Here is a 26585-nt window from a genome sequence, read left to right on the forward strand (position 1 = left end):
CCGCATCGGCAGCCGAGTGCCCGGGTTGAGCATCACGACCACGCCGTCGCTCGGCGCTCAAGTTCCAGCCGCCACGGCCGATCCTCCGCACGACAACTTGCTCGACGGGGGTCCGAGGATGTGATCGCGGTGCGTCTGCTGTTGGCCCCCGGCCGTTCGTTGATGGCGCGCCTGCCCTACGCGGGCAAGCTGCTCGTGCTCACCCTCGTGCTGCTGCTGCCCCTCGGCTTCGTGACGCGGGGCTACCTCGCCGTCGAGGCGTCGCAGAGCGACTTCAGCGCGAAGGAGCGCATCGGCGTCGCCTACGTGCGGCCGGTGCTCGCGCTCACCTCCGCCGCCGTCGTCGCACGGCACGCAGCCGTACGCGGTGCACCCGTTCCCGACCTCGGCGCGGCGGTCGCGGCGGTCGACGCCGTCGACGCCCGTGACGGCGGCGCCCTCCGCACCACGGAGCAGTGGCAGGCCGCCAAGGCCGCCCTCGCGAGCGCCGAGGCACCGGCGGCGGACGCAACCACTGCGTACCAGAAATGGAGCGCGGTGACGTCGGCGCTGCTGGCGCTCACGGTAGCCGTGTCCGACGGGTCGAACCTGACGCTCGACCCGGACCTCGACTCCTACTACGTCATGGACGCCGTGATGTTCCGGCTGCCGCTGCTGCTCGACACAGCGTCGGGTGCGGTGGACCGCGTCCAGGTCGCACGATCGGTCGGTACGCCTGCCGCCGCGGACTCCGCGCGCGTCGATCTCGCGGTCGCCAGCGGCGCACTCACCACCACGCTCGCGGCGGTGAGCTCGGGCATGCAGACCTCCCTGCACCAGACGGCCGACCGGAAGCTGGCTGCGGCAGGACCCGAGGTGCAGCGCGCGACCTCCGCTGCGCAGCAGGTGCTCGACACCGTACGCAGCGGCGTGGCCAGCGGCCGGGTGACCGACGTCGCGGTCGACGCGGCCGACGCGTCCACCGCGGCAAGCAGCGCGCTGTCGAGCGAGCTGGCCGGTCACCTCGACGACCTGCTCGTCACGCGGCTCGGCGCGTTTCGCGCCACCGCCCACCGCATCGAGCTCGCGACCCTGCTCGCGCTGCTGCTGGTGGCCTACCTGCTCGTCTCCTGCTACCTCGCCAGCGTCCCGCCGCTGCGGCGGACGCAGCGCGCCCTCGAGCGGCTTCGCGACGGCGACCTGACCGCGCGCGTCGAGATCGACACCGCCGACGAGGTGGCCGCGATGGGCCGTGCCCTCAACGAGGCCTCCGCCGAGCTGGCCCGCGCCGTCAGCACGGTGACCCGGACGGCCGGCGCGGTGTCCGCGGCCTCGGACACGCTGACCGAGTCCTCCGGAGTCCTGCTGGATGCGTCGCGCGGCTCCTCCGCACAGGCTGCCGCAGCTGCAGCCGGGGTCCGCTCGGTGACGGGCAGCGCCGACACGGTGGCCGCCAGCACGCAGGAGATCAGCGCCGCCATCAACGAGATCGCGCAGGGCTCCGCCGAGGCGTCGACCGTCGCGGGCGACGCGGCGGTCTCGACGCGCGGGAGCAGCGCGCTCGTGAGCCAGCTCGGCCGGTCGAGCACGGAGATCGGCGACGTGGTCAAGCTCATCACCGCCGTCGCGCAGCAGACGCACCTGCTGGCCCTCAACGCGACCATCGAGGCCGCCCGTGCCGGTGAAGCCGGCCGCGGCTTCGCCGTCGTCGCCGGCGAGGTGAAGCAGCTGGCGCAAGAGACGGCCAGCGCCGCCGAGGACATCGTCGGGCGCATCTCGACCATCCAGACCGACGCTGCCGCCGCCGTCGCGTCCATCGACGACTCGACGCGGATCGTCGAGCGCATCGCCGACATCCAGCAGACCATCGCCGCGGCGGTGGAAGAGCAGCACGCCGCCACCGGCGAGATGAGCCGCAACGTCTCCGGCGTCGCCGAGGCCAGCGCGGAGATCACGGTCAGCGTCGAGGCGGCCGCGCAGTCGGCACAGCTCGTCGAGGCCAGCGCGGCCACGACGCGCACGATCGCCGAGGAGCTCGGCTCGGACGCCGAGCGGCTGCGACGGGCGGTCGGCCACTTCATCGTCTGATCGCCGATTGTTGCCGGGTGTTGCATGGTGTTGCAGGTTGTGGCTAGAGTGCAGCCATGATGGCAACTCGAGAGACCCGACCCCTGCTCGTCCTCATCGCCGGTCCTTACCGGTCAGGCACGGGCGACGACCCGGACAGGCTGGCCGCCAACCTGGCGAGCCTCGAGGAGGCGGCGTGGCCCGTGTTCCGCACCGGTCACGTGCCGATGATCGGCGAGTGGGTCGCCCTGCCGGTGCTGCGCGGCGCGGGCGGCACGTCTGTCGCCGACCCGGTCGCGGGCGAGGTCATGTACCCCACCGCGGAGCGTCTCCTGGCGCACTGCGACGCGGTCCTGCGGCTCCCCGGCGCGAGTGGGGGAGCCGACCAGGACGTCGCGATCGCGCAGGAACGCGGAATCCCCGTGTGGTACTCGCTCGAGGAGGTGCCGGGCTACCGCGCCGCTGCCGGCGACCCGGTCTTCGAGCCGGTCGGCGTCAGCTGACGGGCCCGAGGGTCGCCAGCGCGCGGACGACGTGGCGGACCAGCAGGACCTGGCCCTCGAGGGTCGGGTGCACGCCGTCCGGCAGCCAGAACGAGTCCTCGACCTGCACAGGAGGGCCGACCAGGTCGGGCAGCGCGGCGGCCAGGGCGGCGAGGGTCTCCTCGAGGTCGGCGCTGCTGAAGCGGGTCGGCGCGCCGTCGGGAGCGGTCGCCTCGTAGCGCGCGTCGTCCATGGGCGGGGGCGCGAGCGCGACGAAGCGCGCCTGCGCCTCCTGCTCGGCCAGTGCCTTGAGCGCCAGCATGTTGCGCCGCGTCTCCTCCGGGCTGACCGTGCGCACGTCGGCAACGGCGCCCTGGCGTCGGCCGTCGTTGGTGCCGAGCATCGTGATGACGCACGTCGGCCGCTCGCGCACCGCCAGGTCGAACATCGCGATCGTCTCGTTGGTCGTCGCCGCGCTGACAGCGAGGTTCGCGACGCTGGCGGGAGCTCCCCCGGGCAGCGCGTCGAGGCACGCGGCCAGCAGGGTCGCCCAGCCGAGGCTGTCGGCGGTGATCGAGTCGCCGAGCACGACGACGCGCTGCCCCGTCGCGGCAGGCACGCGGTCGAGGTCGGCGGCGAAGCCCTCGTCGGCGAGCAGCTGCGCCGCGGCCTCGGCCACTGCCCGCGCGTGCTGCGCGCGGATGTCGCGCAGCTGCTCGGGCGTGCAGCCGACGAAGTGGGCGTCGAGCACCAGCGCGAGCTCCGCGTCGAGCCCGACCATGGCGTGGAGCGGCAGCCGGCTGTAGTGCGTGTAGCGCGCGATGGTGGCCGCGTCGAGCCAGGCCGGGGCACCGTTGCCGCGGCCCGGCAGCGGCGCGGGCGCGCTCGACCGGTCGGTCGTCTCGTCGAGCACGGCTCGTCAGCCCTTGACCGAGCCCTGCAGCAGCGCGGTGACGAACTGGCGCTGGAACAGCAGGAAGACGGCGAGCGTGGGGGCGAGGATGAGCACTGATCCCGCGCACAGCAGGGGGATGTCGGTGCCGTACTGGCCCTGGAACGCCCCGAGGGCGCCGGCCATCGTGCGCTTGGTCGGGTCGTCGACCAGCACGATCGCCAGCAGGAACTGGTTCCAGGTCCACAGGAACAGCAGCAGCCCCAGCGACGAGAGCGCCGGCACGGCTAGCGGCACCTGGATGCGCCAGAACTGCTGCCACAGGTTGGCGCCGTCGACGCTGGCCGCCTCCGAGAGCTCCTGCGGCACGTTGACGAAGTGCGCCCGCATCCACAGCACCGAGAACGGCATGAACAGCCCGATCAGCGGGAGGATGATCGCCCACCGCGTGTTGAGGAGCCCCATGTCCCGGACCTGGTAGTAGAGCGGGGTGAGGATGCCCTCGAAGGGCAGCGTGAGCCCGAGGACGAACAGCAGGAACACCGCCCGGTGCCCGGGCATCCGCAGGTGGCCGAACGCGTACCCGGCCATGGTGCCGAGCAGCAGCGAGGCCGGGACGACGCCCGCGACGATGAGCAGGCTCGAGAGCAGCAGCGTGCCCATGTGGGCAGCCTCGAAGGCGTCGGCGAAGTTGCCCCAGTGCGGGCTGTCCGGCCACGAGATGCCCTCGGGGTAGGTGCCCGGCTCGTGCAGCGCGGTGACCACCAGGCTGACGAAGGGCAGCACCGTGATGACCATGAGCAGGACGAGCAGCACTCGGCCGACGAGGGCCTCGCGACGCTGGACGATCATTCGTCGCGCTCCTTGGTGAGCCACTGGACGGGGAGGACGCAGGCGAGCACCAGCAGCATCAGGGCCACGCCCAGCGCGGAGGCCTGGCCGACCTGCCGCTCGGTGAAGGCGAGGTAGAAGATCTCGAGCCCGGGGACCATGCTCGAGTTGCCGGGTCCGCCCTGCGTCGAGATGTAGATGATGTCGAAGCTCGCCAGCGCGGCGATGACCGTCACGGTGACGCAGACGCCGATCTCCTGGCGCAGCGCCGGCAGCGTGATGGAGACGAACTCGCGCACGGCGCCCGCGCCGTCGAGGCGGGCGGCCTCGTAGAGCGACGGGTCGATCTTCGTCATGCCGGCCAGCAGGAGCAGCGTGCAGAGGCCCAGCAGCACCCAGGCGCCGATGACGCCGACCGCAGGCAGGGCGAAGGTGAAGTCGCCGAGCCAGGCGCGGGTGACGCCACCCAGGCCCACCCAGCCCAGCACCTGGTTGACGAAGCCGGTCGACGAGAGCAGCCAGCTCCAGACGATGCCGGCGGCGACCAGCGGGATGACCTGCGGGAGGAACAGCACCGTACGCGCCACGACCGCGAGCCTGCTGGCGGCGATCGCGCGGATGGAGGTCGCGATGAGCAGGCCGAGCAGCACCGGCACCGCGCTGAAGAAGACGATGAGCTTGAACGCGTTGAGGATCGAGTGCGAGAGCACCGAGTCCGTGAACAGCCTGCTGTAGTTCTTCAGGCCGACGTAGGTGGAAGCGCCCACGCCGTCCCAGTCGTAGAGCGAGTACTGCACGCTCACGACCATCGGCCGGAGCACGAAGACCGCGTAGACCAGCAGCGCGGGAGCGACGAACAGCCACCCGGTCCAGCGGGCGCGCCCGCCACGACGCCGCCGCCGCGGGGCCGGTGCGGACGCCGTGGTCGGCGCCGCACCGCCCGCCTGCTGCGTCTGCGAGCTCACGTCAGCGCTTCAGCTGGGACTGGTAGTCCTTCTGCACCGCCGCGAGCATGCCGTCGCCGGTCTGCTGACCGCCGACCATCTTCTGCAGGTTCGGCGTCCAGCTCTTGGCGTAGATCGCTCCTGTGGCGTTGGCGATGAAGTCCATGGCGCCGTTGTCCTGACCGATCTTCGCGCCCGCCTCGAGGGTGGCCGCCGTGACGGTGCCCTCCTTCACCGGGGGCATGAAGGCGTCGGCCGGGCCCATGGGGTGCGAGCCGCCGACCTCGACGTCGATGGTCCGTGCCTTGTCGTTCGTCGCGACCCAGTTGAGGAAGAACGCGGCGCAGTCAGGGTGCTTGGCCTTCGCGCCGATGCCGTAGGTCAGCGGGGCCGACATGGCCGCCTGCTTGCCACCGGCCTGGACCGGAGGCATGAGGAAGAAGCCGACGTTGCCGGCCATCTGCTTGTCGAGGTTGCCCGACTCCCAGTCGCCGTCGAAGATGAACAGGCTCTTGCCGCCGATGAAGCGGCTCATCATCGCCGCGTAGTCCATAGAGTTGACGTCCTTGGCGAAGTAGCCCGACTTGATCCAGCCCTGCAGGTGCTGCGCGGCCTGCTTGTTGGTGTCGGTGTCGATCGTGGCGCCCTGCTTGTTGAAGATCCAGTCGTTGATGGGACCCGCCGGGCCGTAGGCCGCCATGAGGTTCTGCAGCGGGAAGGCGAAGCCGCCCGTGGCACCGCCGTTGAACTGCGCGATGGGCGTGATGCCGGCCGCCTTCGCCTTGCCCAGCAGGGCGTCGAAGTCCGCGAGGGTCTTCGGAGCCTCGGTCATGCCGATCTGCGCGGCGAGCTTCTTGTTGTAGAAGATGCCGGTCATGCTGAAGTTCAAGCCGTTGGCGTAGAGCGGGCCGGAGCCGCGGCTGCCGTCGTCGGAGACGCGCAGCTGCTCGAGCTGCGAGGCCGGCCACTGGTCCCACCCGAAGGCCTTGGCGTAGTCGTCGAGGTCGAGCAGCAGCTTGTCCTTCGCCAGCTCGGACATCTGCGGCAGGCGCATGAGGTCGGGGGCGTTGTCGGCCAGCGTGCGCGGTGCGTTCTGCGTGATCACCGCGAACTGGTCCTCGCGGATGTCCCACGTGACGTTGGGGAACTGCTTGGTGAACTCGTCGGTCAGCGCCTTCGGCAGCGGGAAGCCGGTCTCGAAGTAGCCGCTCATGGTGACCGGCGCCGTGCCGCACGACGGGGTCGCGCTGGCCGCGCCGACCGTGCTGGTGGCACCACCACTGGCGCCACCCGCCGCGCTGCTGGGCGCGGCGTCGCTGGAGGAGTCGCTGCCGGGACCGCCGCAGGCGGCGGTGAGGGCCAGCGAGAGCACCGCCACCGCGCCGAGCCGCCACCGTCGACCCTGGGACGGGGCACGGCGTCGACCCATCGACGCTGCGAGCTGACGAGCAGGCATTCGGACTCCTTCGACCGGCGACCAGGGAGGTGCGCCGGAGGGGGTCCACCGGCGCCGCTGCCCGCAGTCAAGCACAGCGGAGCGCCGTCGCCAAGACCTTCTACAAAAGCACTTCGATCTGCAACCGAGCTGTGACATCCCGGCTCACGAGGGCACTGTGCCGGTCGTCCCCCTCGTGACCAGCGAGCAGTCGAGGACGGTCACCGTCCGCGGCGCGCGCGGGTCGGCCATCCGGCTCAGCAGCAGGCGTACGGCTGCGGCCCCCGACTCCGCGAACGGCTGCGCCACGGTGGTGAGGCCGGCCGCGCTGGCCGCGGGCCCGTCGTCGTATCCCATGACCGAGACGTCCTCGGGCACCCGCAGGGACAGGTCGCGGGCGGCGTGCAGCGCACCCACCGCCAACTCGTCGTAGTGGGCCATCACGGCGGTGGGCCGCTCGTCCGCCGACAGCAGCTCGTGCGCCGCCTGCCGGGCCTGCTCCGCAGTCGGTCCGGACGCGGCGACGTGCAGCGTGGTGCCGCCGTGCCGGTCGAGCGCGTCGCGGAAGCCGTCGAGCCGCTGGCGGGCCTGGGAGTCGTAGTCGGACTCCTGGCGCTCGGTGAGGTAGCCGATGCGCCGGTGGCCCAGCGCCAGCAGGTGCTCGGCCGCCGTCGCGCCGCCGCGGAAGTCGTCGGTCACGACCACGCTGAACAGCTCGCTGCGCGCGTCGACGAGCACCGTGGGCATGCCCCGCTCGAGCAGGCGGCGCTCGACCGCCTCCTCGATCCGCTCCCCCATGACGACGATGCCGTCGAGCTGCCCGCGGATCGCCGACGCGGCCAGCGCCGGCGAGGTGGCTGCGGCCGCCGACGGGATGTCGATGACCCGCGTCTCCTGCCCGGTGTCGCGCAGGGCGGTCAGCACGCCGGTCAGCCGGGCGTAGTAGGAGGCGTAGGCGGTGAAGGGGGCGAGGATGCCGATGCAGCCGGCGCCGCGGCGGGCCTGCGAGACGGCCGCGGGCTTGGGCACGAAGCCGAGGCGGTCGGCCGCCGAGAGCACGCGCTCGCGCGTCGCGGCGCTGACCCGGTCGGGCCGGTTGAGCGCGTTCGAGACGGTCGAGATGCTCACCCCGGCGTCGTGCGCCACGTCGTAGATCGTGACCTGCTTCGTCATGACCTGGGCCCTCTCGCGGCGCTCGACGGACGGCGTGCCGCGCGGAGCCCGGCAGCGAGACCCTACAGAAGCACTTCTACGAGGGGGCGCGCTGCTGCCGTCAGGCGGGGTAGTCCGTGCCCACGCTGGTCCGCTCCCAAGCCGCCAGCTCGGCGAGCTGGGCGTCGAACACGCCGCGGATGGCGCTCAGCGCGTCGGAGCCGAGCATGAGCAGCGCCGGCGGCTCGTCGGCCTCGACCGCCGCGATGATGGCCTGTGCCGCGCGAGCCGGGTCGCCGGGCTGCGTGCCGTGGGCAGTGTCGTGCTCCTTGCGCCGCTTGCCCGCCGTCTCGGCGTAGTCGTCGATGGGCGTGGCGGCCTGCTGGAGCGAGCGGCCCGCGAAGTCGGTGCGGAAGCCGCCCGGCTCCACGACCACCACGGAGATGCCGAGCGGCGCCAGCTCCTTGCGCAGCGAGCCGGACAGCCCCTCGAGCGCCGACTTCGTCGCCGCGTAGTAGCCGGAGCCCGGAGGGCAGACGCGGGCGCCGATCGAGGAGATGTTGACGATGGCGCCGCTGCGGCGGGCGCGCATGCCGGGCAGCACGGCCTTGATGAGCGCGACGGGGCCGAAGACGTTGGTGGCGAACAGCGCCGCCACGTCGGCGTCGTCACCCTCCTCGACCGCCGCGCGGTAGCCGTAGCCGGCGTTGTTGACCAGCACCTCGATGCCGGCGAAGCGCTCCTCGCCGGCGCGTACGGCTGCGGCCACCTGCTCGTGGTCGGTGACGTCGAGCGCCACCGCCAGAGCGGTGTCCGGGTACGCGTCGGCGAGCTCCCGCACAGACCCCGGGTCGCGGGCGGTGACCACGGCGTTGTGGCCCGCCTCGAGGACCGCGCGGGCGAGGTCGCGCCCGAGCCCGGTCGAGCTGCCGGTGATGAGCCAGGTCGCCATGGTCGTCCTCTCCTCGTGCGTCACCAGACGCGCAGGCGCGCCTCGCCACCGGCCAGCGAGGTGAGCGGGCCCGCGGGGTAGCTGCTGGCGGCGTCCTTGCGCTCGCCGGTGAGGTCGGCGTCGACGACGAGCGGGCTGCCGTCGCGCTCCTCGAAGTCGGCGTCCACGAAGCGCGTGCGCTCGAGGTCGGCCGAGGTGACGACCCCGACGCGTACGCCGTCGAAGCCCTGCGGCAGCTGCAGCTGCAGGTAGACCTCGGTCCCCTCGTCGACGACCTCGAGCGAGGCGTCGCCGTCGAGCACGAGCGGGCTCGACTCGCCGTCAGAGGCGCGAGCCCCTGCGGCGTAGACGTTGTCGCGCAGGTAGACCGGCTGCTTCACGCCGGGGAAGCGCTGGTGGTCGCCGGCCGGCTGGGCGTCGACGCGTGCGAGGTACTCGTCGAAGCTCGTGGGGTGGCCGTCGAACACGGCGGTGCCGTGCCCGACCGGGCCCTGGAACGGGAAGCCGTCGGGGGCGTAGGCGTGGTCGACGTCGCCGCCGAGGAAGACGTTGCCGATGAAGCGGTCGTCCCCGCCGTAGATCACCGCGTAGCCGGCGACCTGCGTGCTGTGGGGAACGTGGTACGGCGTGGCTCGGTCCCACACCGGCTCCCACCGCAGCGTCCCGCCGAACAGGTTGTTGACGAACGCGCCGCCCTGGCTGAAGGACTCGAACGACACGGGCGAGGCGAGCACGTTGTGGTCGACGACGTAGGGGCCGTGGCTGACCTCGACGAACAGGTCGCGGTTGTTGCGGTAGAAGACGTTGCGCGAGATGCGGGTGCCCTGCGTCTCCCAGTCCAGCCAGGTGCCCAGCGAGCAGTCGTGGATGCGGTTGTGGACGATCTCCACGTCGATCGCGGCGTGGAGCTTGATGCCGCCGATCTCGTAGCCGTAGAACTCGCGCTTGAGCGCGATGTGGTGGATGTGGTTGTCCTCGATGGTCGAGAACACGCAGCCGAGGTGGCCCACGATGCCGTTCTGGCCGCAGTCGTAGATCTCGTTGCGGCGCACCACGTGCGAGCCCACGTGCTCCCGGTCCCACCCGATGTGGCGGGCGGAGAAGACCGACTCGAGCTGGTACTGGTAGCCCGGCTTGTCGCCGCGGGTGGTCGCGAAGTTGTGGCCGGTCGATGCCTCCTTGCCCAGGGAGACGGCCGAGCACTTGGCGTCGTGGATGACGTTGTCCTCGATGACCCAGCCCTTGGCCCAGTTGGGGCCGATGAGACCCGGCTGGTCGGCCGTCGGCGGGGTCCACGGGCACGCCGCCTGCGCCAGCTCGAAGCCGCGCACGGTGATGAAGTCGATGTGGTGCTCGGTGGGGTAGAAGACCGAGCGGCGCACGTTGATCTCGACCAGCTCGGCGTTGGGGTCGGCCCCCTGGAAGTTGGCCCAGATCGTGGTGGCGTCGTCGGCCACCTCGGCGTACCAGACGAAGCGGGTCTGCTCGGGGTCGCGCACCTGGTCGGGCAGGCCGGTCCAGTTGTCGACGACCTCGGCGCGCACCGGCGGGTCGGCGACCTCGTCGGCCGAGAGCACCTCGTAGAAGCTCTTGCCGTTGAGGTAGACGTCGCCGAGGTGCTTGCGGCGCGACTCGCCCTCGGGGTGGACGACCCAGTCGCCGACGAGCTCCTCGGCGTAGGGGTTGAAGTCGCCGAAGAGCGTGTTGGGCACGGTGACGCGCCAGACGCTGCCCCCGGCCTGCTCCCACCCGGTGACCTGCTCCGAGCCCTTGATCGCCACGTGCTCTCCGGGCGCGGCCAGGTAGGTGATCCGGCGCCGGTCGCTCAGGCCGCCGCGGCGCGGCCGCACCCACTCGCGGTAGACGCCCCCGTGGACGACGACCGTGTCACCGGCCCGGGCGAGGTCCGCCGCACGCTGGATGGTGCGGAGCGGCTGGTCCTCGGCCCCGGAGGCCGAGTCGGAACCGGTCGTCGCGACGTGCAGGGCAGCCATGCGTACGTGGGCCTTCCGGACGATGCCTCGCACCGCGCCCTTCGGGACGACCCCGACGGTGGGTGCCTGTGCCTCCCATTCGACCACGCCGCGCGGGGCCCCAGCAGGGGGGCCCGCGCGGGGGGCCCGCGCGTGGGTCCGGCGATTCACCCCTCCGGGATCGGCCGGTCGTAGAAGTCGCCCCGCGGCTCGTCCGGGTCGGGTCCCGTGCGCATGAGGGTGTCCAGGTCGTCGATCCTGCGCACCTCGTCCGCGTCGAGCCGGAAGTCGAAGACGTCCAGGTTCTCCGCGATGCGCCCAGGGTTGGTCGACTTCGGGATGACCGAGCGGCCCTGCTGGATCCCCCACCGCAGCATCACCTGGGCCGCAGACTTCCCTCGGGCCCGCGCGATGCCGGCGATCGTGGGGTCCTGCATGACGTTGCGGCGGTCCTCCCGCCAGGGCCCGGGGTAGAACGTGATGCCACCGATCGGCGACCAGGCCTGGGTGAGGATGCCGCGCGCGCGGTCGGCGGCCTGGACGGCGGGCTGCTGGAAGTAGGGGTGCAGCTCGACCTGGTTTACGGCAGGCACGACGTCGACCTCGGCGAGCAGGCGCTCGAGGTGGTGGGGCATGAAGTTGCTCACGCCGATCGCACGCACGGCGCCGTCTGCCAGCAGCTTCTCGAGCGCTCGGTAGGCCGCGACGGTCCGCTCGAACTGGCTCGGGCGCGGCTGGTGGATGAGCAGGAGGTCGAGGTGGTCGACGCCGAGCTTGCGCGTCGACTTCTCGAAGGCGTGCAAGGTCTGCTCGTAGCCGTAGTCGCTCGGGAAGACCTTCGTCTCGACGAAGACCTCCTTGCGCGGCAGTCCGGCACGGCGCAACCCCTCTCCCACCTCCGTCTCGTTGAAGTAGGCCGCTGCGGTGTCGACGTGGCGGTAGCCCGCCTCCAGGGCGGTCGCCACGGCGGCGGCGGTCTCCTCGGGCCGGCTCTGGTAGACGCCCAGGCCCAGTGCGGGAAGCGTGACGCCGTTGTTGAGAGTGATCGTCTCCATGAGCCCATGGGACTCCGACCGCCCGGCACGGGGAAGTGGCCGCCGCTCGGGGGACTGGCGGTACCCCCCAGCGCCGGCGGTCCGCGCGTACTGTGCCCCGCATGGACCTGCGGACGGAGATCTCCGAGTTCCTGCGCACTCGCAGGGCGCGGATCACCCCGCAGCAGGCCGGTCTGGGTGCCGGTGCCGGCAGGAGGGTGCCCGGGCTCCGGCGCGAGGAGGTCGCGGTCCTGGCGTCCATCTCGGTGGACTGGTACGTGCGCATCGAGCGCGGCAACCTCTCCGGTGTCTCCGACGAGGTGCTCGTCGCGCTCGCGACGGCTCTGCAGCTCGACGACGCGGAGCTGGCGCACCTGCGTGACCTCGCCAGGGCCGCTCGTGCTCCGCGACGCCCGGTGGGCAGCGCGTCACCCCCAGCGCTGCGCCCCGGGCTGCAGACCGTGATCGACTCGATGCAGGGGCTGCCCGCGTGGGCGCGCGACCACCGGTTCGACATCGTCGCGACCAACGCGCTGGCACGCGCGCTCTACGACGACCTCCTGCACAGCGAGGTCGCGCAGGGCAACAACGCCCGCTTCACCTTCCTCGACCCCGTCGCCCGAGACTTCTACGTCGACTGGGAGAAGACCGCCGACGACGTCGTCGCGGTCCTCCGCGGCTACGTCGGCGCCAGCCCGACGGACCGGCGCCTCACGACGCTGGTCGGCGAGCTCGCCACCCGGAGCACGGACTTCTCCCGGCGGTGGGCGGCGTACGACGTGAAGTACCACCGCACCGGGCGCAAGACGCTGCGCCACCGCGTGGTCGGTGAGCTCGATCTCGGCTTCGAGGCTCTCGCGCTGCCCGACTCGTCGACCTTGAGCCTGTTCGTCTACCACGCCGCCGACGAGCCGACGCGCGAGAGGCTGCAGCTGCTCGAGAGCTGGTACGCCGGTGAGGTGCGCGACGACCCGTTCGTCCCGAGGAGCAGCAGTGGTCAGCATCAGCCGTGAGACGCCCGAGCAGACGCACGCGCGCCTGCGCTCGGTCCTCGCACGGGCCGAGATGACGGTCTTCGACGGGGTGTGGTCCTTCGCCGAGACGCCGCTCGACGAGCCGCCCCAGCTGAGCGCAGCGACGCTGGCGGTGGTGCGCGACGAGGACTCGTGGAGCGCCCTGGTGCGCGACGACGTGCAGGACGCCGGGCGCGAGCGCTTCGGCCTCGTGTCGTTCCACTTCCCGGCCGGCGTGGACAACAGCGGCTTCGTCGGTTGGCTCGCGGGCGAGCTGAAGACGCGCCTGGGGACCGGGGTCTTCGTCGTATGCGGCAGCAACCGCGCTCGCGGCGGCATCTACGACTACTGGGGGTGCCCGGTCGGGCTGCTCGACGACGTCGTCGGCGTCATCCGCGGGCTGGGCGCGTCGTCCACCAGCTGAGCGGTCATCCGCTGGAGCAGCGGTGACCTGAGCCGATCAGTCGAGGACGAGGCGCGCGGTCATCTCACGGCGGCTCGTGACGCCCAGCTTGGCGAAGACGGCCTTGAGGTGGTCCTGCACGGTGTGCGGCGACAGGTGCAGGTCGGCGGCGATCGTCGCCGTGCTGGCGCCCTGCAGCACGAGGAGCGCGACGTCCTCCTCGCGGGTGGTCAGCCCGTGCGCGGCGAGGGAGAGGCGACTGAGCGCCGTGCGCGGCGTGGGCTCGACGGTCACGACGACCTCGCCGGAGGACTCGGGACCTGCGAGCGGCGCGGCTCGCAGGCTGAGCCACCGTCCGGTCGCTGCTCGGGCACGCGTGTCGGTGTGCTCGCCCCGGGACCGGGTGCTGGCGATGACGGCCAGCAGGTTGGCCGGGAGGGAGCCGTGGTCCCATCCGCCGAGCTCGTCGACCGCCGCGCGGGCCGCCGGCGTGAGGTGGGTGACGCGGTCCGAGCTGTCGATGACGAGCACGGCCGGGCCGGCCGTCGGGTCCGCGCTCTGCACCGTGCGGGGACCCGGACCGCTGCGGAACAGGCTGCGCTGAACGGCTTCGGCGACCAGCTCGCTGACCGCGCCCAGCTCCTGCACGTCCGGGCCCGTGAAGGGAGGATCCCCCGGCCCGCGGTAGAGGGCCAGGGCCGCCCAGCTCGCACCTCTGGCGGAGAAGACGACGCGCAGCTCGTCGGTGAAGCCGAAGCGGGGTGCCATGAAGTCGCGGTGGCGGCGGCAGTGCTCCGGGTGCCCGCCGGTGTCCAGCCAGAGGGCCCCGGCCGGCAGCCGCCGCCGCGCGATCTCGGCGAAGCTGTTGAGGTCCGGTCCGCCGTACTCCGCCGCCGCGAACTCCTCGTCTCCGATGCCGAGCGAGCGCGTCTTCGAGGCGCCGGTGATCAGGCCAGTGGCCGGGTCGGTGGTGGCGAAGCATGCGAAGTCGTAGGCGACGCGGCGGGCGACCACGGAGTAGACCGTCTGCGCGAGTGAGGGCAGGTCGAGCTCAGCGCCGAGCGCGTCGCGGAGCTGCTCGTGCACGGTCCGTCGGGTCCGGTTCGCCATGGAACCATGGTGCGCGATCTGCCCCCCGGGAGGAGGTGGTCCGCCACAAGTCCCCGGACTTCCGGGATGGGCGCGCCTCCCACCCGGCCGACTGGAGCTGCCCCGGCCAGCGCCCGACCCTCCTCCCCCGGCAGCCGTCACCCGGGGACCCGACGGCGCGAAGGGCGCCGCCCGCGCCGTCGACCGCCACCTGGCGCTCGTCTGCGACCTGCTCCACCACCACCGCGGCAGCAGGAGGCGCTCCTCCGCGTCGGCGCTGCGTGCGTACCTCACCGAGCAGGAGTGGCGGGCGGTCGGTGAGGCCGGCGCCGTAGCGAGGCTCTCCGCCGCGCCCCTGCTGCCGCGGCTGCTCCTGCCGCGCATCGCGCCCCGCATCTACGCCCGACGCGCCGCGAAGGTGCACGGCACACGCCGACCCTGTCCACCTGAGACCACTGGTGCCCGGGCCCGCCGCCATGAGCTTCCGACCGAAACGAAGGCGACCTGCCGCGGCTGGTGGGAATGTACGAGTCCGACGCCGTCCTCGTCCCTGCATCGGGGCGCCGAGCCGCTGCGAGGCCATGCCGCCATCGAAGCGGCCCTCGGCGCGTTCCCCAGCCTGGGCGGCTCGCTCGGCCTCATCCCTCGCCAGCCCCTCTCGACGGCACCACGGCCGAGGTCGTCCGCCGGCGGCCCGACGGCACGTGGAGGTAGGTCGTCGACCACCCCTTCGCGGGCTGACGTGCCCGCGGCCGCGGTGTCACCGTGTCGTGCGCCGGGGGAGCTCCGCCCCTCTCGTGCACACGCCCCGCAGCGGCGAGACGACATTGCCTGCGCGGGACGCACCGGCTCGGGTGAGCTCACTGCTGGATCGCTCGTCCACGGAATGCCCACGTGTGCATGTGTGCAACGCTGGGCACTCGACCTGAGAGAGTGTCTGGATGGACGACGACGACCTGGACGTCGTGATCAACGGCGGCCGCGTGCTGGTGGGCATTGCGGCTCGATCGCTCGCGGCACACGCCACGGACGCGACACTGCCCCAGCTGCGCGCGCTCGTGCTCTTGCGCGGCCGAGGCGCGCTGCGCCTCTCCGAGCTCGCCGCAGAGCTCGACGTCGACACCTCGACGGCGACGCGTCTCGTGGACCGCCTGGTGCGCAAAGGGTTCATCGACCGGCAAGTGGAGCAGTCGGACCGTCGAGCGTTGCGCCTCTCGCTCACGCCCGCGGGCCGCGGGCTGCTGCGGCGGATGACCGAGTACCGCAAGCGCGAGCTCCGCGAGATCCTGAGTCAGCTCGATCCCGAGGAGCGCCAGCACCTGCGACTCGCCATGGCCGCCCTCTCCCGAGTGACCGGCGAGGCGCCCGAAGACGCTGGCCCGGTCGCCTGGGACAGCTGACCCGAACCCTACCGGCCAGGGATGCCGCGCTGTCGCACCAGGTGACGCGCCCACGCGGTGCTGAGGAGCTGAGTCCCTCCGGCCACCAGCGCAACGAGACCTGCAGAGACCTCCGTCCACCACCGGAGCGCGAGCACACCGTCGGGCTGCCCGTCGAACAGGAGTGCGGACCCGATGAGCACTCCCCCGGCCAGGAGGGTTCCTCCCCCGCTGCGTCGCGCCCGGAGAGGCGCCCGCAGCCCCGCGACTCCCCACAGGACGAGCGCGGTCCCGAGGACCAGGTCGCGCCACACCGCGTCAACGCCCGGCTCGGTGAACGCGTACGCGCTGATCGGTAGGACCACGAGCGCAGCCCCGTCGAGCGCGGTGAGCGACGCGGCGGTCATGGCACGGGCCTCGGCGATCCGCACAGCGCCCACCGGAGGAGCCGTCCCTGGCCAGTGGAGCAGAGCATCCACCCGATCCGCACGGGGTTGCTGCCGAAGCCGACGGAGCGCCGCGCGCGACTCACGCAGCCGGCTCAGCCCCAGAGCAGTCACCGAGATGCCGGTCGAGACCAGGCACAGGGTGCAGTAGTGGTGCACGACCGCCGCCTGGACGACCAGGAGGACGAGGCCGCCGGTGGCGGCACCCAGCAGCACGGCGTCGAAGACGAGGACCACCCACGGCATCCGGCGCCACCGGTCCTCCGGACCCACGAGTGCGAGCACGACCTCCGCGAGGTAGGCCAGCAGGCCGAGGCCCGCGTCGGGGAAGGGCAGGCTGGAGGAGAACGACGAGTGGAGCACCCGGTCGGACCCGTCCCCCGTGAAGGGGTCCCAGGCGTGGCTGAGCACGTCGGTCTCGACGAGCGTCAGGTAGCCGGCGACGGCGGCGCCCACGACGGCGAGACCGGCCAGCACGAGGCGGTGCATCCACGCGGAGGGGTTGCACCCGGGGTCGTGCGAGCTGGCGGCGGACGCGCTCACGGGTGCGGCCGGCCCAGGAGCGCAGCGGCGAAGTCGCGCCGTCCCTTCGCCACCATCTGCCCTCCGGCCACCGCCGCCGCGACGAGGTTCACCGCGCCGGAGAGGAGCCACGGCAGGCGGTTCAGCTCGGCCTGCCACGAGCGGGACTTCGCCTGGGAGTCGAACGAGCCGTGGGCACCGTGGTCGTGACCGTCGGGTCCGTCGGCGGCCTCCCACAGGTTCGCCTGACGGCCGGGGCGTGCGGGCTCGGAGGTCTGCTGCGACACCCAGCCGGTCCGGGCGAGGTAGCGGTCGAGCAGTCCGGACGCGAGCTTGTCACCGAGGATCGTCGCGACGGTGCTGGGCCCGACGTAGTACTCGCGCCGACCCGGGTGCTGTGCGGCCAGGACGACCGCGCGCGCCGCCACCTCGGGCTGGTAGATCGGCGGCACCGGCTGCGGGTGGCGGGGCAGCCGGCTCAGGACCCAGTCGAACTGCGGCGTGTTGACGGCCGGGAGCTGGACCATCGTCGTGCGCACCGCACTGCCCTCGTGGAGCAGCTCGCAGCGCAGGGCCTCGTTGAAGCCCTGGATGGCGTGCTTGGCGCCGCAGTAGGCGGTCTGCAACGGAATCCCCCGGTAGGCGAGGGCCGACCCGACCTGGACGACGACGCCGCCCTCGACGGGCGACATGAGGTCCAGCGCAGCGCGGGTGCCGTGCACGTATCCCAGGTAGCTGACCTCGGTGGTGCGCCGGAACTCCTCCATCGCGATCTCGCGGAACGGCGCGAACACGCTGGTGAACGCCACGTTGACCCACACGCGCGGCGTGCCGAGCTCCTGGGCGACGCGCTCGGCTGCCGCGGACACAGCGGGCCAGTCGGCCATGTCCACGACGACAGGGAGTGCGCGGACGCCGGCACTGCGCACCTCGGCCGCCGCCGCGTCGAGACCCTGCTGCCCGCGGGCCAGCAGGGCGACGTCCCAGCCCCGCTCGGCGAAGGCGCACGCGGTCGCACGCCCCACTCCCCCGCTGGCACCCGTCACGACCACCGTTCCGCGGTGCATCCTCTCCTCCTGGTGCTGCGCTCACTCGTGGATGGAGGCTGCCCGGCCACACATGTGCTAAACAGCATCAGTTGGTGGTATGCACCGGTCAATGGTGATGCGCGACAGGACGGAGGCCCAGCGGTGGTGCCCACGTGGCTCGATGTCCTGGCCTGGGTGGCGCTACTGAGCGCGCTCACCTGTGCTGCCGAGATCGTGTGGGACATCCGCGTACGCGGCTGGCGCCAGCACATGGCCGTCATGGAGTGGGTGTGGCCCATCACCGCGCTGTACGCAGGGCCGCTGGCCACCTGGGCCTACCGCGCGTGGGGCAGGGCCGCGACGCACCGGGCGGACGACGCAGGCGGCATGCCCGAGAAGCCGTTCTGGGCGGCGGTCGCGGTGGGCACTACGCACTGCGGGGCGGGCTGCACGCTGGGCGACATAGCTGCGGAGACGGTGGTCTTCCTGCTCGGACTGCAGCTCGCCGGTTCAGCGCTGCTGGCCGAGTACGCCGGCGACTTCCTGCTCGCACTGCTGCTCGGCGTGCTGTTCCAGTACTTCGCGATCGCGCCGATGCGTGGACTGGGCCTGCGCCGTGGCCTCGCGGTCGCGACCAAGGCTGACGTCCTCTCGCTCACCGCCTTCGAGGTCGGCCTCTTCGGCTGGATGGCAGTGATGTCGCTCGCTCTGTTCCCCGACCCGCACCTCAGACCCGCATCCCCTGCCTACTGGTTCCTGATGCAGGTCGGCATGTGCATCGGCTTCGCCACCAGCTACCCCATGAACTGGTGGCTCGTGCGTCGGGGCGTCAAGGAAGCGATGTGATGTCAGCGCACCTGCTGCCTGAGGCTCGGGCTCCGGCCAGCGACTGCGGGCGGTCAGCTCGCCGTCGTGCGGCGCACGGTCGTCGCGCTCTCGGAGCGCAGCCGCAGCGGGAACACCCGCCACAGCGCGGTGCGGTAGAGCAGTTCCACGACCGGCCGCTCGCAGTCCACGAGCTCCACGTGCCCACCGCGTACGCGGCAGAGCCGGTGCGTCGTCAGCAGGGCGGACATCATGCCGGAGCTGAGCCGCTGGACGCCGCGCATGTCGACCACGACGGTCCGTGCCCCGCCGAGCACGGCCTCGCGGAGGCGCCAGCGCAGCTCAGGGACCTCGTCGTCGAGCGGAAGTTGGCGGAGCACGACCAGGATCCGGTCACCGCGCTCGGCGTCGTCGCCGGGCGCGGTGGCTGGACGGTCATGGTTCCTGGTCGTGCTCACAGGACGAGCCTGCGAGAGCGGCTTTGCGGTGACCAGGTCGTCTCCTTTGCAGTTGTGTGACGGCTCCGCGCCGGAGATGTCGGACCCAGGACGCGCGTGGCAGCATGAAGAGGTGGCCGAGCAGATCCTGATCGTCGAGGACGACGACAGGATCCGCGCCATGTTGCGGCTGGCCCTCGAGGACGAGGGCTACGACGTCCGCGAGGCACCGAGCGGCGAGTCCGCCGTCGAGCAGATGCGCAGCGCCCCGGCCGACATGCTCATCGTCGACCTGATGCTCGGCGGCATGGACGGCTTCACCTGCATCCGGGAGGTCCGGCGCTCGAGCGACGCCCCGGTCATCGTGGTCAGCGCCCGGTCCGACACGCACGACATCGTCGCGGGGCTCGAGGCGGGAGCCGACGACTACGTGACGAAGCCGTTCCAGGTCAAGGAGATCACCGCCCGGCTGCGCGCCCTGCGCCGCCGTGCAGCGCGTCCGGACCCCGCTCCTGCGCTGCCCGGCGACCTGGTGCTCGCGCGGCGCGCCGACGGCGACCTCGTCCTGTCGCCGGCGGCCGGCGAGCTGCGCCGCGGCGACGAGGAGGTGCACCTGACGCTCACCGAGTTCCGCCTGCTCTGCGAGCTGGCCGCGGTGCCGCGGCAGGTGCTCAGTCGCGGCACCCTGCTCGACAAGGTGTGGGACCAGGGGTTCTTCGGTGACGAGCGCCTCGTCGACGTGCACGTGAGGCGGCTGCGCACCAAGGTCGAGGAGGACCCGGGCTCGCCACGGGTGATCGTGACGGTGCGCGGCCTCGGCTACCGCCTCGACCCGGCGTGAGGCTGCCCGCCGCCCGGAGGTGGCCGCGCAGCCTGCGCCGTCGGCAGGCGCTCGCGTCCGCGGTCGCGGGCCTGGCGGTGGCCGTCCTGTCGGCGGGCGCGACGTACGAGCTCGCGCGCACCTTCCTGCTCGACCAGCGCCAGCGCACGGTGCTGCGCCAGACCTACCTGGACGCTGCCGTGCTGCAGGCGCAGCTGCGCACGGCGGGGGTCCGTCCCTCCGAGGCCCTCGCCGCGCTCGACAGCCGCGGCGCCACCGCGCTGCTGCTGCACCGGCAGGGCTCGTGGTACTCCAGCTCCCTCGATGTCGACTCCCGATCGCTGCCGCGCGAGCTGGTGGAGGCGGTGCGGGGCCAGAGCGTGGCCGTCGTCCCGGCCCGCGTGCTCGGCGCGCCCAGCCTCGTCGTCGGCGTCCCCCTGCCGGCCGTCGACGCCGAGGTCTACGAGGTGCGCCCGCAGCAGGAGCTCCAGCAGACCCTGCGCACGCTCGCGCTCGTCCTGGCGAGCGGTGCCGCCGCCGCCACGGTCCTCTCGGCCGCGCTCGGCGCCTGGAGCGGCCGCGCCGTGCTCCGCCCGCTCGACCCGCTGGCCAGCACCGCGGCCGCGATCGCGAGCGGCGAGCTCTCGCACCGCCTGCCCGACACCGACGACCCCGAGCTCTCGACGATCGTGGCCAGCTTCAACTCGATGGCCGACGCGGTGCAGCAGCGGATCGAGCGCGACGCACGGTTCGCCGCGGACGTCAGCCACGAGCTGCGCTCCCCGCTCACGACACTGGTCGGGTCCGTGGACCTGCTCGTCGCCCGCAAGCACGAGCTCTCGCCCGCCGGCCGCACGGCCCTCACGCTCGTCGAGGAGGAGCTGGCGCGGCTGCGCACGCTGCTGGAGGACCTCATCGCGCTCTCGCGTGCGGACCCCGCCGCCCTGCGGGGCGAGAGCCGCACCTTCGACCTGCGCGACCTGGTGCGCCAGCTGCTCGCCGACCGGCGCCAGCCGCCCGAGCTGCTGCTCGCCCGTGGCCCGCAGGCGGTGACCGGCGACCCCCGGGTGCTGGCCCGAGCCGTCGCCAACCTGCTGGACAACGCCCAGCGGCACGGCGGCGGCGCGGTCGCCGTCGTCATCGACGCCGACGGCGACGACGTCCTGCTCTCCGTCGACGACGCAGGTCCCGGTGTGCCGCCGCACGAACGGGACCGCGTCTTCGAGCGCTTCGCGACCCTGAAGGGGGCGCGCGGGTCCACGTCGGGCAGCGGGCTCGGCCTCGCCCTGGTGAGGGAGTCGGCCGAGGCGCACGGCGGAGCGGTGTGGTGCTCGGAACGACCGGGCGGCGGCGCCCGCTTCACCGTGCGGCTGCCGCGGGCGGACGCATGAGACCTTGCACCCGCGTACTCACCGGCGTCGTCGTGACCGCGGTCCTCGCCGGCTGCGGCGTGCCGTCCGCCGGCGACGTCCACCGCGTCGACCGGCAGGACGTGCCCTACGGACTGCTGAGCGGCGCCACCGGGAGCGCGACACCGTCGACCTCGCCTCGGGAGCAAGAGCTGCCCGGCGTGCCGACGGTCTACTTCGTGCGCGACGACCAGCTCGTCGGTGTGCCGGTCCAGCAGGGCGGCACGACGACCGCACGCAACCTGGGTGCCGTGGTGGGTGCGCTGTCCAGCGGCCCGACGGGCCAGCAGCGCGCCCAGGGGCTCGACACCGCGCTGCCGCCCGCCCTGCACCTGGCGGTGGCCGAGGTGGCAGGGCGGACCGCGACGGTGGACCTGCAGGGGCAGGACGTGGCGGCCGTCGGAGACCAGGGTCCCCTGGCGGTGGGCCAGGTCGTCCTCACCGCGGCCTCGGTGCCGGGCGTCGACCGCGTCCTCCTCACCCGTCAGGGCAGACCGGTGCAGGCCCAGCTGGCCGACGGGACCCTGACCGACCGGCCGCTCGCGCCCGGTGACTACGCATCGCTCGTCGCGCGGCACGCCCGCTGATCCACCCGCGCACGGCCGGCGGGCCCCACCGCGGCGCAGCGCGACGAGCGCGGCCGAGGACGCCACGACGGCCAGCACGCCGATCGCCGCTGGGAGCCCCGTCACCAGCGTGCTGGTCGCCGCGCCGGCCACCCACGCGAGCTGGAAGGCACCCTCCCAGCGCGTGATGAGCCCGCCCCGCGCCGCGTCCGGCACCCGCCGCTGGACGGTGCTGTCGAAGCCGAGCCTCGCCACCGAGCTGGCGAGCCCCACGGTCGCGGCGAGCAGCAGCGTTCGCGGCAGGTCGGGCCCCGAGGCTGCGCAGCCGGCGGCGAGGCCGACCGCGAGGAGTACGCCGGGTGCAGACAGCTGCTCGGCCGCCCGCCGCTGCAGCACCCCGCCCACCACGGTCCCGAGGGCGGCGCCGCACGCGGCAGCGGCAGCAGCGAGGGAGAGCACCGCGGGCTGGGTACGCAGCGCCAGCGCGAGCACGAAGGTCGTGGAGCCGACCGCCCACCGGACCCCGGCGGTGGCGAGGCCGACCGCCGCGACCTCGGCGGGCTGAGCGTACCGACCGGTTCCTCGGCGACCACCCGGCGCGCGCCGGCTCGGGCTCGTACGCGGGGGCAGGGCTCCGGCGAGCACGGCGTTGCAGGCGTACGCCGCTGCTGCCCAGCAGAGGACCGGGAGTCCCGTGACGAACGGACCGACGACCGCTGCGCCGGCGCCGGCGGCACCTCCCGCGGAGGCCACGGCGGAGAGCGTCGCGTTGGCTCGGCCTCCGGTCCACCGCACCGGCTGGTAGCACGGCACGCACGCCGCACGGACGATGCCGTGCGCCCGGGAGGCGACGCGCACGGCGAGGACGAGAGCGAACGCAAAGGCCTCCGCGAGCAGCGGGCCCTCTCCCGCGAGCAGGGACGGACCCGACGCCGCGAGCAGCAGCGCGACGAGGGCGACGCGCGCCCCACCGCAGACCGCGAGCACGTGTCGCGGCTCGAGACCGCCGCGGTCCAGCACCCGACCGAGGAACGGCAGGAGCAGGGCGACGGGCACCATCGTCAGCACCAGGCAGAAGACCGTCCTCGTCTGTTGCGCACCGGTCGGCGCGACGACGAAGACGCTGTGCGCCAGCGCGACGGCGAAGGCCGAGTCACCGGCGGAGTGCGCCGCCTGAGCGCTCGCGAACGACCGGAAGGCGCGCCACTGGACCGCGTCAGGTGCCGAGGGCCGGCCCGTGCTCCGGGGTGAGCTCATCCACCGTCGACCTCGGGCCAGGCGTCACGCGGGAAGCGCACCTGGTTGCTCACGTCGCGAGCGCCCGGGGTCTCGACCGCGATGCGGCTGGCGGCCGCGAGGACCGCACGGTCCGGGACCTTTCCGCGGAGGACGACGACGCCGGCACACGCACTCACCCGGAGCCGCGCGCGCTTCGTGACAGGGTCCGACCGCAGCCGCTCCCTCGTCCGCAGCGCGAGGAGCGTGTCGGCGTCCTGGGGCGGCGCAGCCTCCATGGGCAGCATCCACTCGTACATGCTCATCTCCGTCTCCTGTCCTGGTGCTCGGAGGATTCCCACCGCCCTTTGCAGCTCCTCGCACGGTGCTGTTGCGATCGTGTGACGACCCGCTGCGCCGGTCCGCCCCGCGCAGCCGTCACGGAACCGCAACGTCATGGACAGCAGAGCCGCAAGGCGCACGCGGCAGGCTGGAGCCATGCAGACGACGGTCTCGGCCTACCGCATCACCGGGACGTGCAGCGCTCCGTCGGCACCGGCAGCCAGCTCCTGCCGGGCCGTCGTGGTGGACAGGCACCCCGTGGCGCTCAGCGTCGAGCTCGCCGGCGAGATCGACATCGCGAGCGCAGGGTGCCTGGCAGCTGCCATGGAGCGCCTCGAGGCCGCTGCCTGGGAAGCGCCCCTCGTCATCGACGTCCAGCAGGTGAGCTTCGCGGACCTGACCCTGGTGCGCTTCGTCGACGAGCTGGCTGTGGTGGCGGGGCGCCGAGGTCTTCCCCTGCGCGTCGTCGGTGCGCACGGCGGCGTGCGCAGACTGCTCCGCCTCGTCGGGCTCGACGACGCGCTCGGGGTGACGAGCTAGGGGTGACGCGCTCGGGCTGACCCGGCGAGTCGGTCACACCTCCGGCCGCCTGCTCGTCGAGGGTGTGTGTCGACGACGCAGACCTGGAGGAGCCCGATGGACCGCACGGAGTCGTTCGCGGCGGAGCGGCCGCGCCTGGTGGGACTCGCCAGCCGCGTCCTCGGCGACCCCGTCGAGGCCGAGGACGTCGTGCAGCAGGCGTGGCTCCGGCTGCACGCGGTCGAGTCGGAGATCGAGAACCTGCCCGCCTGGCTCACCACGGTGACCACCCGGCTGTGCCTCGACAGGCTCCGGGCGGTGAAGTCCGCTCCGGTGTCCAGTCCCCCCGAGCCGGCGGCCGACCCCGCGGACGACGTGGTGCTGGCCGACACCGTCGGAGTCGCCCTTCATGCGGTCCTCGACCGGCTCTCCCCGGCCGAACGAGTCGCCTTCGTGCTCCACGACAGCTTCGGCTTCGAGTTCCCCACCATCGCCGCGGTGCTGGACACGACGCCGGTCGCCGCGCGCAAGCTGGCCTCCCGGGCACGCGCGAAGGTGCGGCAGCCGGCGCCTGAGGACCGGCTGGCCGACTGGGAGGTGGTGGACGCCTTCCTGGCGGCCGCGCGCAACGGCGACTTCGACCGGCTGATGCAGCTGCTCGCGCCGGACGTCGTCGTCACCGCGGACGACGCCGCGATCCTCATGGGCACACCTCGTCGCATCGAGGGCCAGCGCGAGGTGGCGAACTTCTTCGACGGCGCCGCCCGGGCGGCGCTCCCGGTCTTCGTCGACGCCCGTCCCGGGGCGGCCTGGTTCCACGTGGGCGAGGCGAAGGTGGTCTTCGACTTCACGGTCGCCGCGGGCGTGGTCCGCTCCCTCACGTTCCGCGCCGACCAGGAGGTCCTGCGTACGGTACGCCGCCGGCAGGACGACTCACCGCGGGACTAGTGCGAGCCGGTCACACCCGGCGCTCGACCACCGTCGTAGCAGCAGCATCCACTACCAGGCAGGAGACAGCCGTGAAGACCATGACCTGCAAGCAGCTCGGCGGCCCGTGCGGCTTCGAGCACCGGGGCGAGTCCGCCGACGACGTCATCAAGGCGCAGGACCGCCACCTCAAGGAGGCCGAGCAGGCCGGGGATGTGACGCACCTGGGCGCGCGCAACGAGATGAAGAGCCGCTGGCGGCACCCCCGGAGGTCGATGGGGTGGTACCGCGACGTGAAGCGGGCGTTCGCCGAGCTGTCCGAGGGCTGAGCACCGACGGACCTCCTCGAGCACCACCGACGCCCGCCCGCAGGTCGGCAGGACGTGGCTGGAGGAGGTTCGGTTCGTCGACCTGCAGCCAGAATCCCGCCACCACGTCGAGGGCCTCGGCGTCGGAGAGCTGCGCGTAGCGCCGGAAGCACGAGTCAGCCTGCCGGAACGCACCATCGCGCAGAGCCTCGAGAGGAACTGGACCAGCGCTGACACGTCGTTGGTCAGCCGAAGACCCCAGATTGTTGGGATGGGCGCGCGGCGCGCCCCGCGGCAACCTCGTGGGCATGGACAACAGAACGACAGACACCGCCCAGACCGTCCACGGCCACAGCTCGCAGTGCTGGTGGGACGTCGCACGAGCGGACTGGACCTGCCCCGGCCAGCGCCCGGCCGTCGTGACCGTGCGCGAGACCGAGCCCGCTCTCGTCGACGTGCGCGACATGCTGGTGGTGCACACCGCGATGCTGCGCGAGTTCCGCCTCGCGCCGGCAGCCGTCGCCCGCGTGCCCGCCGGTTCACGGGCGGCCGCCCGCGCCGTCGAGCGCCACCTGGCCCTGCTCTGCGACCTGCTGCACCACCACCACGCCGGGGAGGACGAGCTGCTGTGGCCGGCTCTGCGCCCGAGGCTCCCGGCTTCCGCGGTCGCCCTGCTCGACGAGGCCGAGGCTCAGCACGACGGCATCGACCGCACCCTCGCGCGGGTCGGCGAGTCGCGCCAGGCCTGGGTACGCCGTGCGGACGCCGCGGACCGCGACCTCCTCGTCGCGGCGCTGCAGGACCTGCATGCGCTGCTCGCGGAGCACCTCGACGCGGAGGAGCGCCTCCTCCTCCCGCTCGCCGCTGCCTACCTCACCGAGCAGGAGTGGCGGGCGATCGGCGAGGCCGGCGCCGGCTCGGTGGGCAAGCGCGACCTGCCCCTGGTCTTCGGGATGTTCATGTACGAGGGCGACCCCGAGGTGCTGGCCGCCATGCTCTCCGGCGCCCCTCGCGTGCCGCGGATGCTCGTGCCGCGCATCGCACCCCGCATCTACGCCCGGCGCGCCGCGAAGGTCCACGGCACACGCCGACCCTGACCGCCGACCGATCAGTCCACCTACTACCACTACCACGAGGGACCTCACGATGGGCACACCGACCGACCCCGCCGACTTGAACGACCAGTGGTGCAGGGCCTTCAACGAAGGCGACCTGGCACGGCTGGTGCAGATGTACGAACCCGACGCCGTGCTTGTCCCCGCACCCGGCGCAGAGCCGCTGCGGGGTCACACAGCGATCGAAGCTGCGCTCGACGCGTTCCTGGCGCTGGGCGGCTCCCTGCGCTTCAGCCCCCGTCACTGGCTGGTCCACGGCGACATCGCCTTGGGAAGCATCACCTTCGAGCTCGACGGCGCCCATGACAGCGACGGAGCTCCCCTCGCCCTGCACGGCACCACGGCAGAGGTCGTCCGCCGACAGCCCGACGGCAGCTGGAAGTACGTCGTCGACCACCCGTTCGCAGGCTGAACGTGCGAGCAGCAGGGGTTCGACCGCGGCGTGCTGAGCCGGCCTGCTCCGCCGTCCTCTTGCGGGTGT

Annotated in this window: 28 protein-coding genes; 15 read left to right on the forward strand and 13 right to left on the reverse strand. The window is 72.8% G+C overall.

What is annotated here, in order from left to right:
• Positions 1-129: 129 nt before the first annotated feature.
• Positions 130-2067: a methyl-accepting chemotaxis protein gene (locus CLV35_RS09980; RefSeq protein WP_147431925.1), complete on the forward strand. Its 1938-nt coding sequence runs from the start codon at positions 130-132 to the stop codon at positions 2065-2067.
• A gap of 56 nt (positions 2068-2123) precedes the next feature.
• Positions 2124-2549, forward strand: a complete 426-nt coding sequence (locus CLV35_RS09985; protein ID WP_231121684.1) for a hypothetical protein — start codon at positions 2124-2126, stop codon at positions 2547-2549.
• On the opposite strand, the gene CLV35_RS09990 is transcribed toward CLV35_RS09985, so the two are convergent.
• The 8 genes from CLV35_RS09990 to CLV35_RS10025 all read right to left on the reverse strand — a co-directional run bounded on the left by CLV35_RS09990 (position 2542) and on the right by CLV35_RS10025 (position 11762).
• Positions 2542-3441, reverse strand: a complete 900-nt coding sequence (locus CLV35_RS09990) for a GDSL-type esterase/lipase family protein (RefSeq protein ID WP_121193310.1) — start codon at positions 3439-3441, stop codon at positions 2542-2544. The two genes, CLV35_RS09985 and CLV35_RS09990, sit on opposite strands and share 8 nt — an antisense overlap.
• A 6-nt stretch (positions 3442-3447) precedes the next feature.
• The gene (locus CLV35_RS09995; RefSeq protein ID WP_121193311.1) at positions 3448-4272 is read right to left on the reverse strand and encodes a carbohydrate ABC transporter permease; all 825 of its coding nucleotides are present in this window, start codon (positions 4270-4272) and stop codon (positions 3448-3450) included.
• Positions 4269-5216, reverse strand: coding sequence for a carbohydrate ABC transporter permease (locus CLV35_RS10000; protein WP_231121685.1), 948 nt, complete (start codon positions 5214-5216; stop codon positions 4269-4271). Before CLV35_RS10000 ends, CLV35_RS09995 begins: the two co-directional genes overlap by 4 nt.
• 1 nt (position 5217) lies before the next feature.
• Positions 5218-6624 (reverse strand): ABC transporter substrate-binding protein, encoded by a 1407-nt coding sequence (locus tag CLV35_RS10005; protein ID WP_121193312.1) that lies wholly within the window; start codon positions 6622-6624, stop codon positions 5218-5220.
• A gap of 171 nt (positions 6625-6795) precedes the next feature.
• Positions 6796-7803, reverse strand: coding sequence for a LacI family DNA-binding transcriptional regulator (locus CLV35_RS10010; protein WP_121193313.1), 1008 nt, complete (start codon positions 7801-7803; stop codon positions 6796-6798).
• A gap of 100 nt (positions 7804-7903) precedes the next feature.
• The gene (locus tag CLV35_RS10015) at positions 7904-8734 is read right to left on the reverse strand and encodes an oxidoreductase (protein ID WP_121193314.1); all 831 of its coding nucleotides are present in this window, start codon (positions 8732-8734) and stop codon (positions 7904-7906) included.
• A gap of 20 nt (positions 8735-8754) precedes the next feature.
• Positions 8755-10728, reverse strand: coding sequence for a right-handed parallel beta-helix repeat-containing protein (locus CLV35_RS10020; RefSeq protein ID WP_121193522.1), 1974 nt, complete (start codon positions 10726-10728; stop codon positions 8755-8757).
• 146 nt (positions 10729-10874) lie between these two features.
• Positions 10875-11762, reverse strand: a complete 888-nt coding sequence (locus tag CLV35_RS10025) for an aldo/keto reductase (protein ID WP_121193315.1) — start codon at positions 11760-11762, stop codon at positions 10875-10877.
• Positions 11763-11863: 101 nt separating this feature from the next.
• Here CLV35_RS10025 and CLV35_RS10030 point away from each other — a divergent pair, with 101 nt between their 5' ends.
• Positions 11864-12754, forward strand: a complete 891-nt coding sequence (locus CLV35_RS10030; RefSeq protein ID WP_121193316.1) for a helix-turn-helix transcriptional regulator — start codon at positions 11864-11866, stop codon at positions 12752-12754.
• Positions 12735-13178: a DUF6196 family protein gene (locus CLV35_RS10035; protein WP_121193317.1), complete on the forward strand. Its 444-nt coding sequence runs from the start codon at positions 12735-12737 to the stop codon at positions 13176-13178. The genes CLV35_RS10030 and CLV35_RS10035 overlap by 20 nt, the downstream gene beginning before the upstream one ends.
• Positions 13179-13214: 36 nt before the next feature.
• Here the strand turns inward: CLV35_RS10035 and CLV35_RS10040 are convergent, their stop codons facing one another.
• The gene (locus tag CLV35_RS10040; protein WP_121193318.1) at positions 13215-14267 is read right to left on the reverse strand and encodes a helix-turn-helix transcriptional regulator; all 1053 of its coding nucleotides are present in this window, start codon (positions 14265-14267) and stop codon (positions 13215-13217) included.
• 920 nt (positions 14268-15187) lie between these two features.
• On the opposite strand from CLV35_RS10040, the gene CLV35_RS10050 reads away from it, so the two are divergent.
• Positions 15188-15646 carry a MarR family transcriptional regulator gene (locus CLV35_RS10050; RefSeq protein WP_121193319.1) on the forward strand — a complete coding sequence of 153 codons (459 nt, stop codon included), beginning with the start codon at positions 15188-15190 and terminating at the stop codon, positions 15644-15646.
• Between the two features lie 8 nt (positions 15647-15654).
• Here the strand turns inward: CLV35_RS10050 and CLV35_RS10055 are convergent, their stop codons facing one another.
• Positions 15655-16614: a vitamin K epoxide reductase family protein gene (locus CLV35_RS10055; RefSeq protein WP_121193320.1), complete on the reverse strand. Its 960-nt coding sequence runs from the start codon at positions 16612-16614 to the stop codon at positions 15655-15657.
• Entirely contained in the window at positions 16611-17660 is a 1050-nt protein-coding gene (locus tag CLV35_RS10060) for an SDR family oxidoreductase (protein ID WP_121193321.1), read from the reverse strand. Before CLV35_RS10060 ends, CLV35_RS10055 begins: the two co-directional genes overlap by 4 nt.
• A 156-nt stretch (positions 17661-17816) precedes the next feature.
• On the opposite strand from CLV35_RS10060, the gene CLV35_RS10065 reads away from it, so the two are divergent.
• A complete protein-coding gene (locus CLV35_RS10065) occupies positions 17817-18467 on the forward strand; it encodes a DUF4396 domain-containing protein (protein ID WP_231121687.1) in 651 nt (216 codons plus the stop codon).
• A gap of 53 nt (positions 18468-18520) precedes the next feature.
• Here CLV35_RS10065 and CLV35_RS10070 read toward each other — a convergent pair whose 3' ends face one another.
• The gene (locus CLV35_RS10070) at positions 18521-18904 is read right to left on the reverse strand and encodes an STAS domain-containing protein (protein WP_183061900.1); all 384 of its coding nucleotides are present in this window, start codon (positions 18902-18904) and stop codon (positions 18521-18523) included.
• Between the two features lie 112 nt (positions 18905-19016).
• On the opposite strand from CLV35_RS10070, the gene CLV35_RS10075 reads away from it, so the two are divergent.
• The 4 genes from CLV35_RS10075 to CLV35_RS10090 all read left to right on the forward strand — a co-directional run bounded on the left by CLV35_RS10075 (position 19017) and on the right by CLV35_RS10090 (position 22243).
• Positions 19017-19724: a response regulator transcription factor gene (locus CLV35_RS10075; protein WP_121193324.1), complete on the forward strand. Its 708-nt coding sequence runs from the start codon at positions 19017-19019 to the stop codon at positions 19722-19724.
• Positions 19721-21094: a HAMP domain-containing sensor histidine kinase gene (locus tag CLV35_RS10080; RefSeq protein WP_231121688.1), complete on the forward strand. Its 1374-nt coding sequence runs from the start codon at positions 19721-19723 to the stop codon at positions 21092-21094. The genes CLV35_RS10075 and CLV35_RS10080 overlap by 4 nt, the downstream gene beginning before the upstream one ends.
• Positions 21091-21699, forward strand: a complete 609-nt coding sequence (locus CLV35_RS10085) for a GerMN domain-containing protein (protein WP_147431926.1) — start codon at positions 21091-21093, stop codon at positions 21697-21699. Before CLV35_RS10080 ends, CLV35_RS10085 begins: the two co-directional genes overlap by 4 nt.
• Before the next feature lie 109 nt (positions 21700-21808).
• A complete protein-coding gene (locus CLV35_RS10090) occupies positions 21809-22243 on the forward strand; it encodes a hypothetical protein (RefSeq protein WP_121193326.1) in 435 nt (144 codons plus the stop codon).
• 688 nt (positions 22244-22931) lie between these two features.
• On the opposite strand, the gene CLV35_RS20035 is transcribed toward CLV35_RS10090, so the two are convergent.
• Positions 22932-23219 carry a BON domain-containing protein gene (locus CLV35_RS20035; RefSeq protein ID WP_183061901.1) on the reverse strand — a complete coding sequence of 96 codons (288 nt, stop codon included), beginning with the start codon at positions 23217-23219 and terminating at the stop codon, positions 22932-22934.
• Positions 23220-23391: 172 nt separating this feature from the next.
• On the opposite strand from CLV35_RS20035, the gene CLV35_RS10105 reads away from it, so the two are divergent.
• From CLV35_RS10105 to CLV35_RS10125, 5 genes are all read left to right on the forward strand, one after another.
• On the forward strand, positions 23392-23775 hold the full coding sequence (locus tag CLV35_RS10105; protein WP_183061902.1) for an STAS domain-containing protein: 384 nt from the start codon (positions 23392-23394) through the stop codon (positions 23773-23775).
• 96 nt (positions 23776-23871) lie between these two features.
• A complete protein-coding gene (locus CLV35_RS10110; RefSeq protein ID WP_121193329.1) occupies positions 23872-24702 on the forward strand; it encodes a sigma-70 family RNA polymerase sigma factor in 831 nt (276 codons plus the stop codon).
• A 71-nt stretch (positions 24703-24773) separates the two neighbouring features.
• Positions 24774-25010: a DUF1059 domain-containing protein gene (locus CLV35_RS10115; protein ID WP_121193330.1), complete on the forward strand. Its 237-nt coding sequence runs from the start codon at positions 24774-24776 to the stop codon at positions 25008-25010.
• Between the two features lie 287 nt (positions 25011-25297).
• Positions 25298-26086, forward strand: coding sequence for a hemerythrin domain-containing protein (locus CLV35_RS10120; RefSeq protein ID WP_121193331.1), 789 nt, complete (start codon positions 25298-25300; stop codon positions 26084-26086).
• A 49-nt stretch (positions 26087-26135) separates the two neighbouring features.
• On the forward strand, positions 26136-26516 hold the full coding sequence (locus tag CLV35_RS10125) for a YybH family protein (protein WP_121193332.1): 381 nt from the start codon (positions 26136-26138) through the stop codon (positions 26514-26516).
• Positions 26517-26585 lie beyond the last annotated feature (69 nt).

Source organism: Motilibacter peucedani (genome assembly GCF_003634695.1).
In the GTDB taxonomy this organism is placed as follows: domain Bacteria; phylum Actinomycetota; class Actinomycetes; order Motilibacterales; family Motilibacteraceae; genus Motilibacter; species Motilibacter peucedani.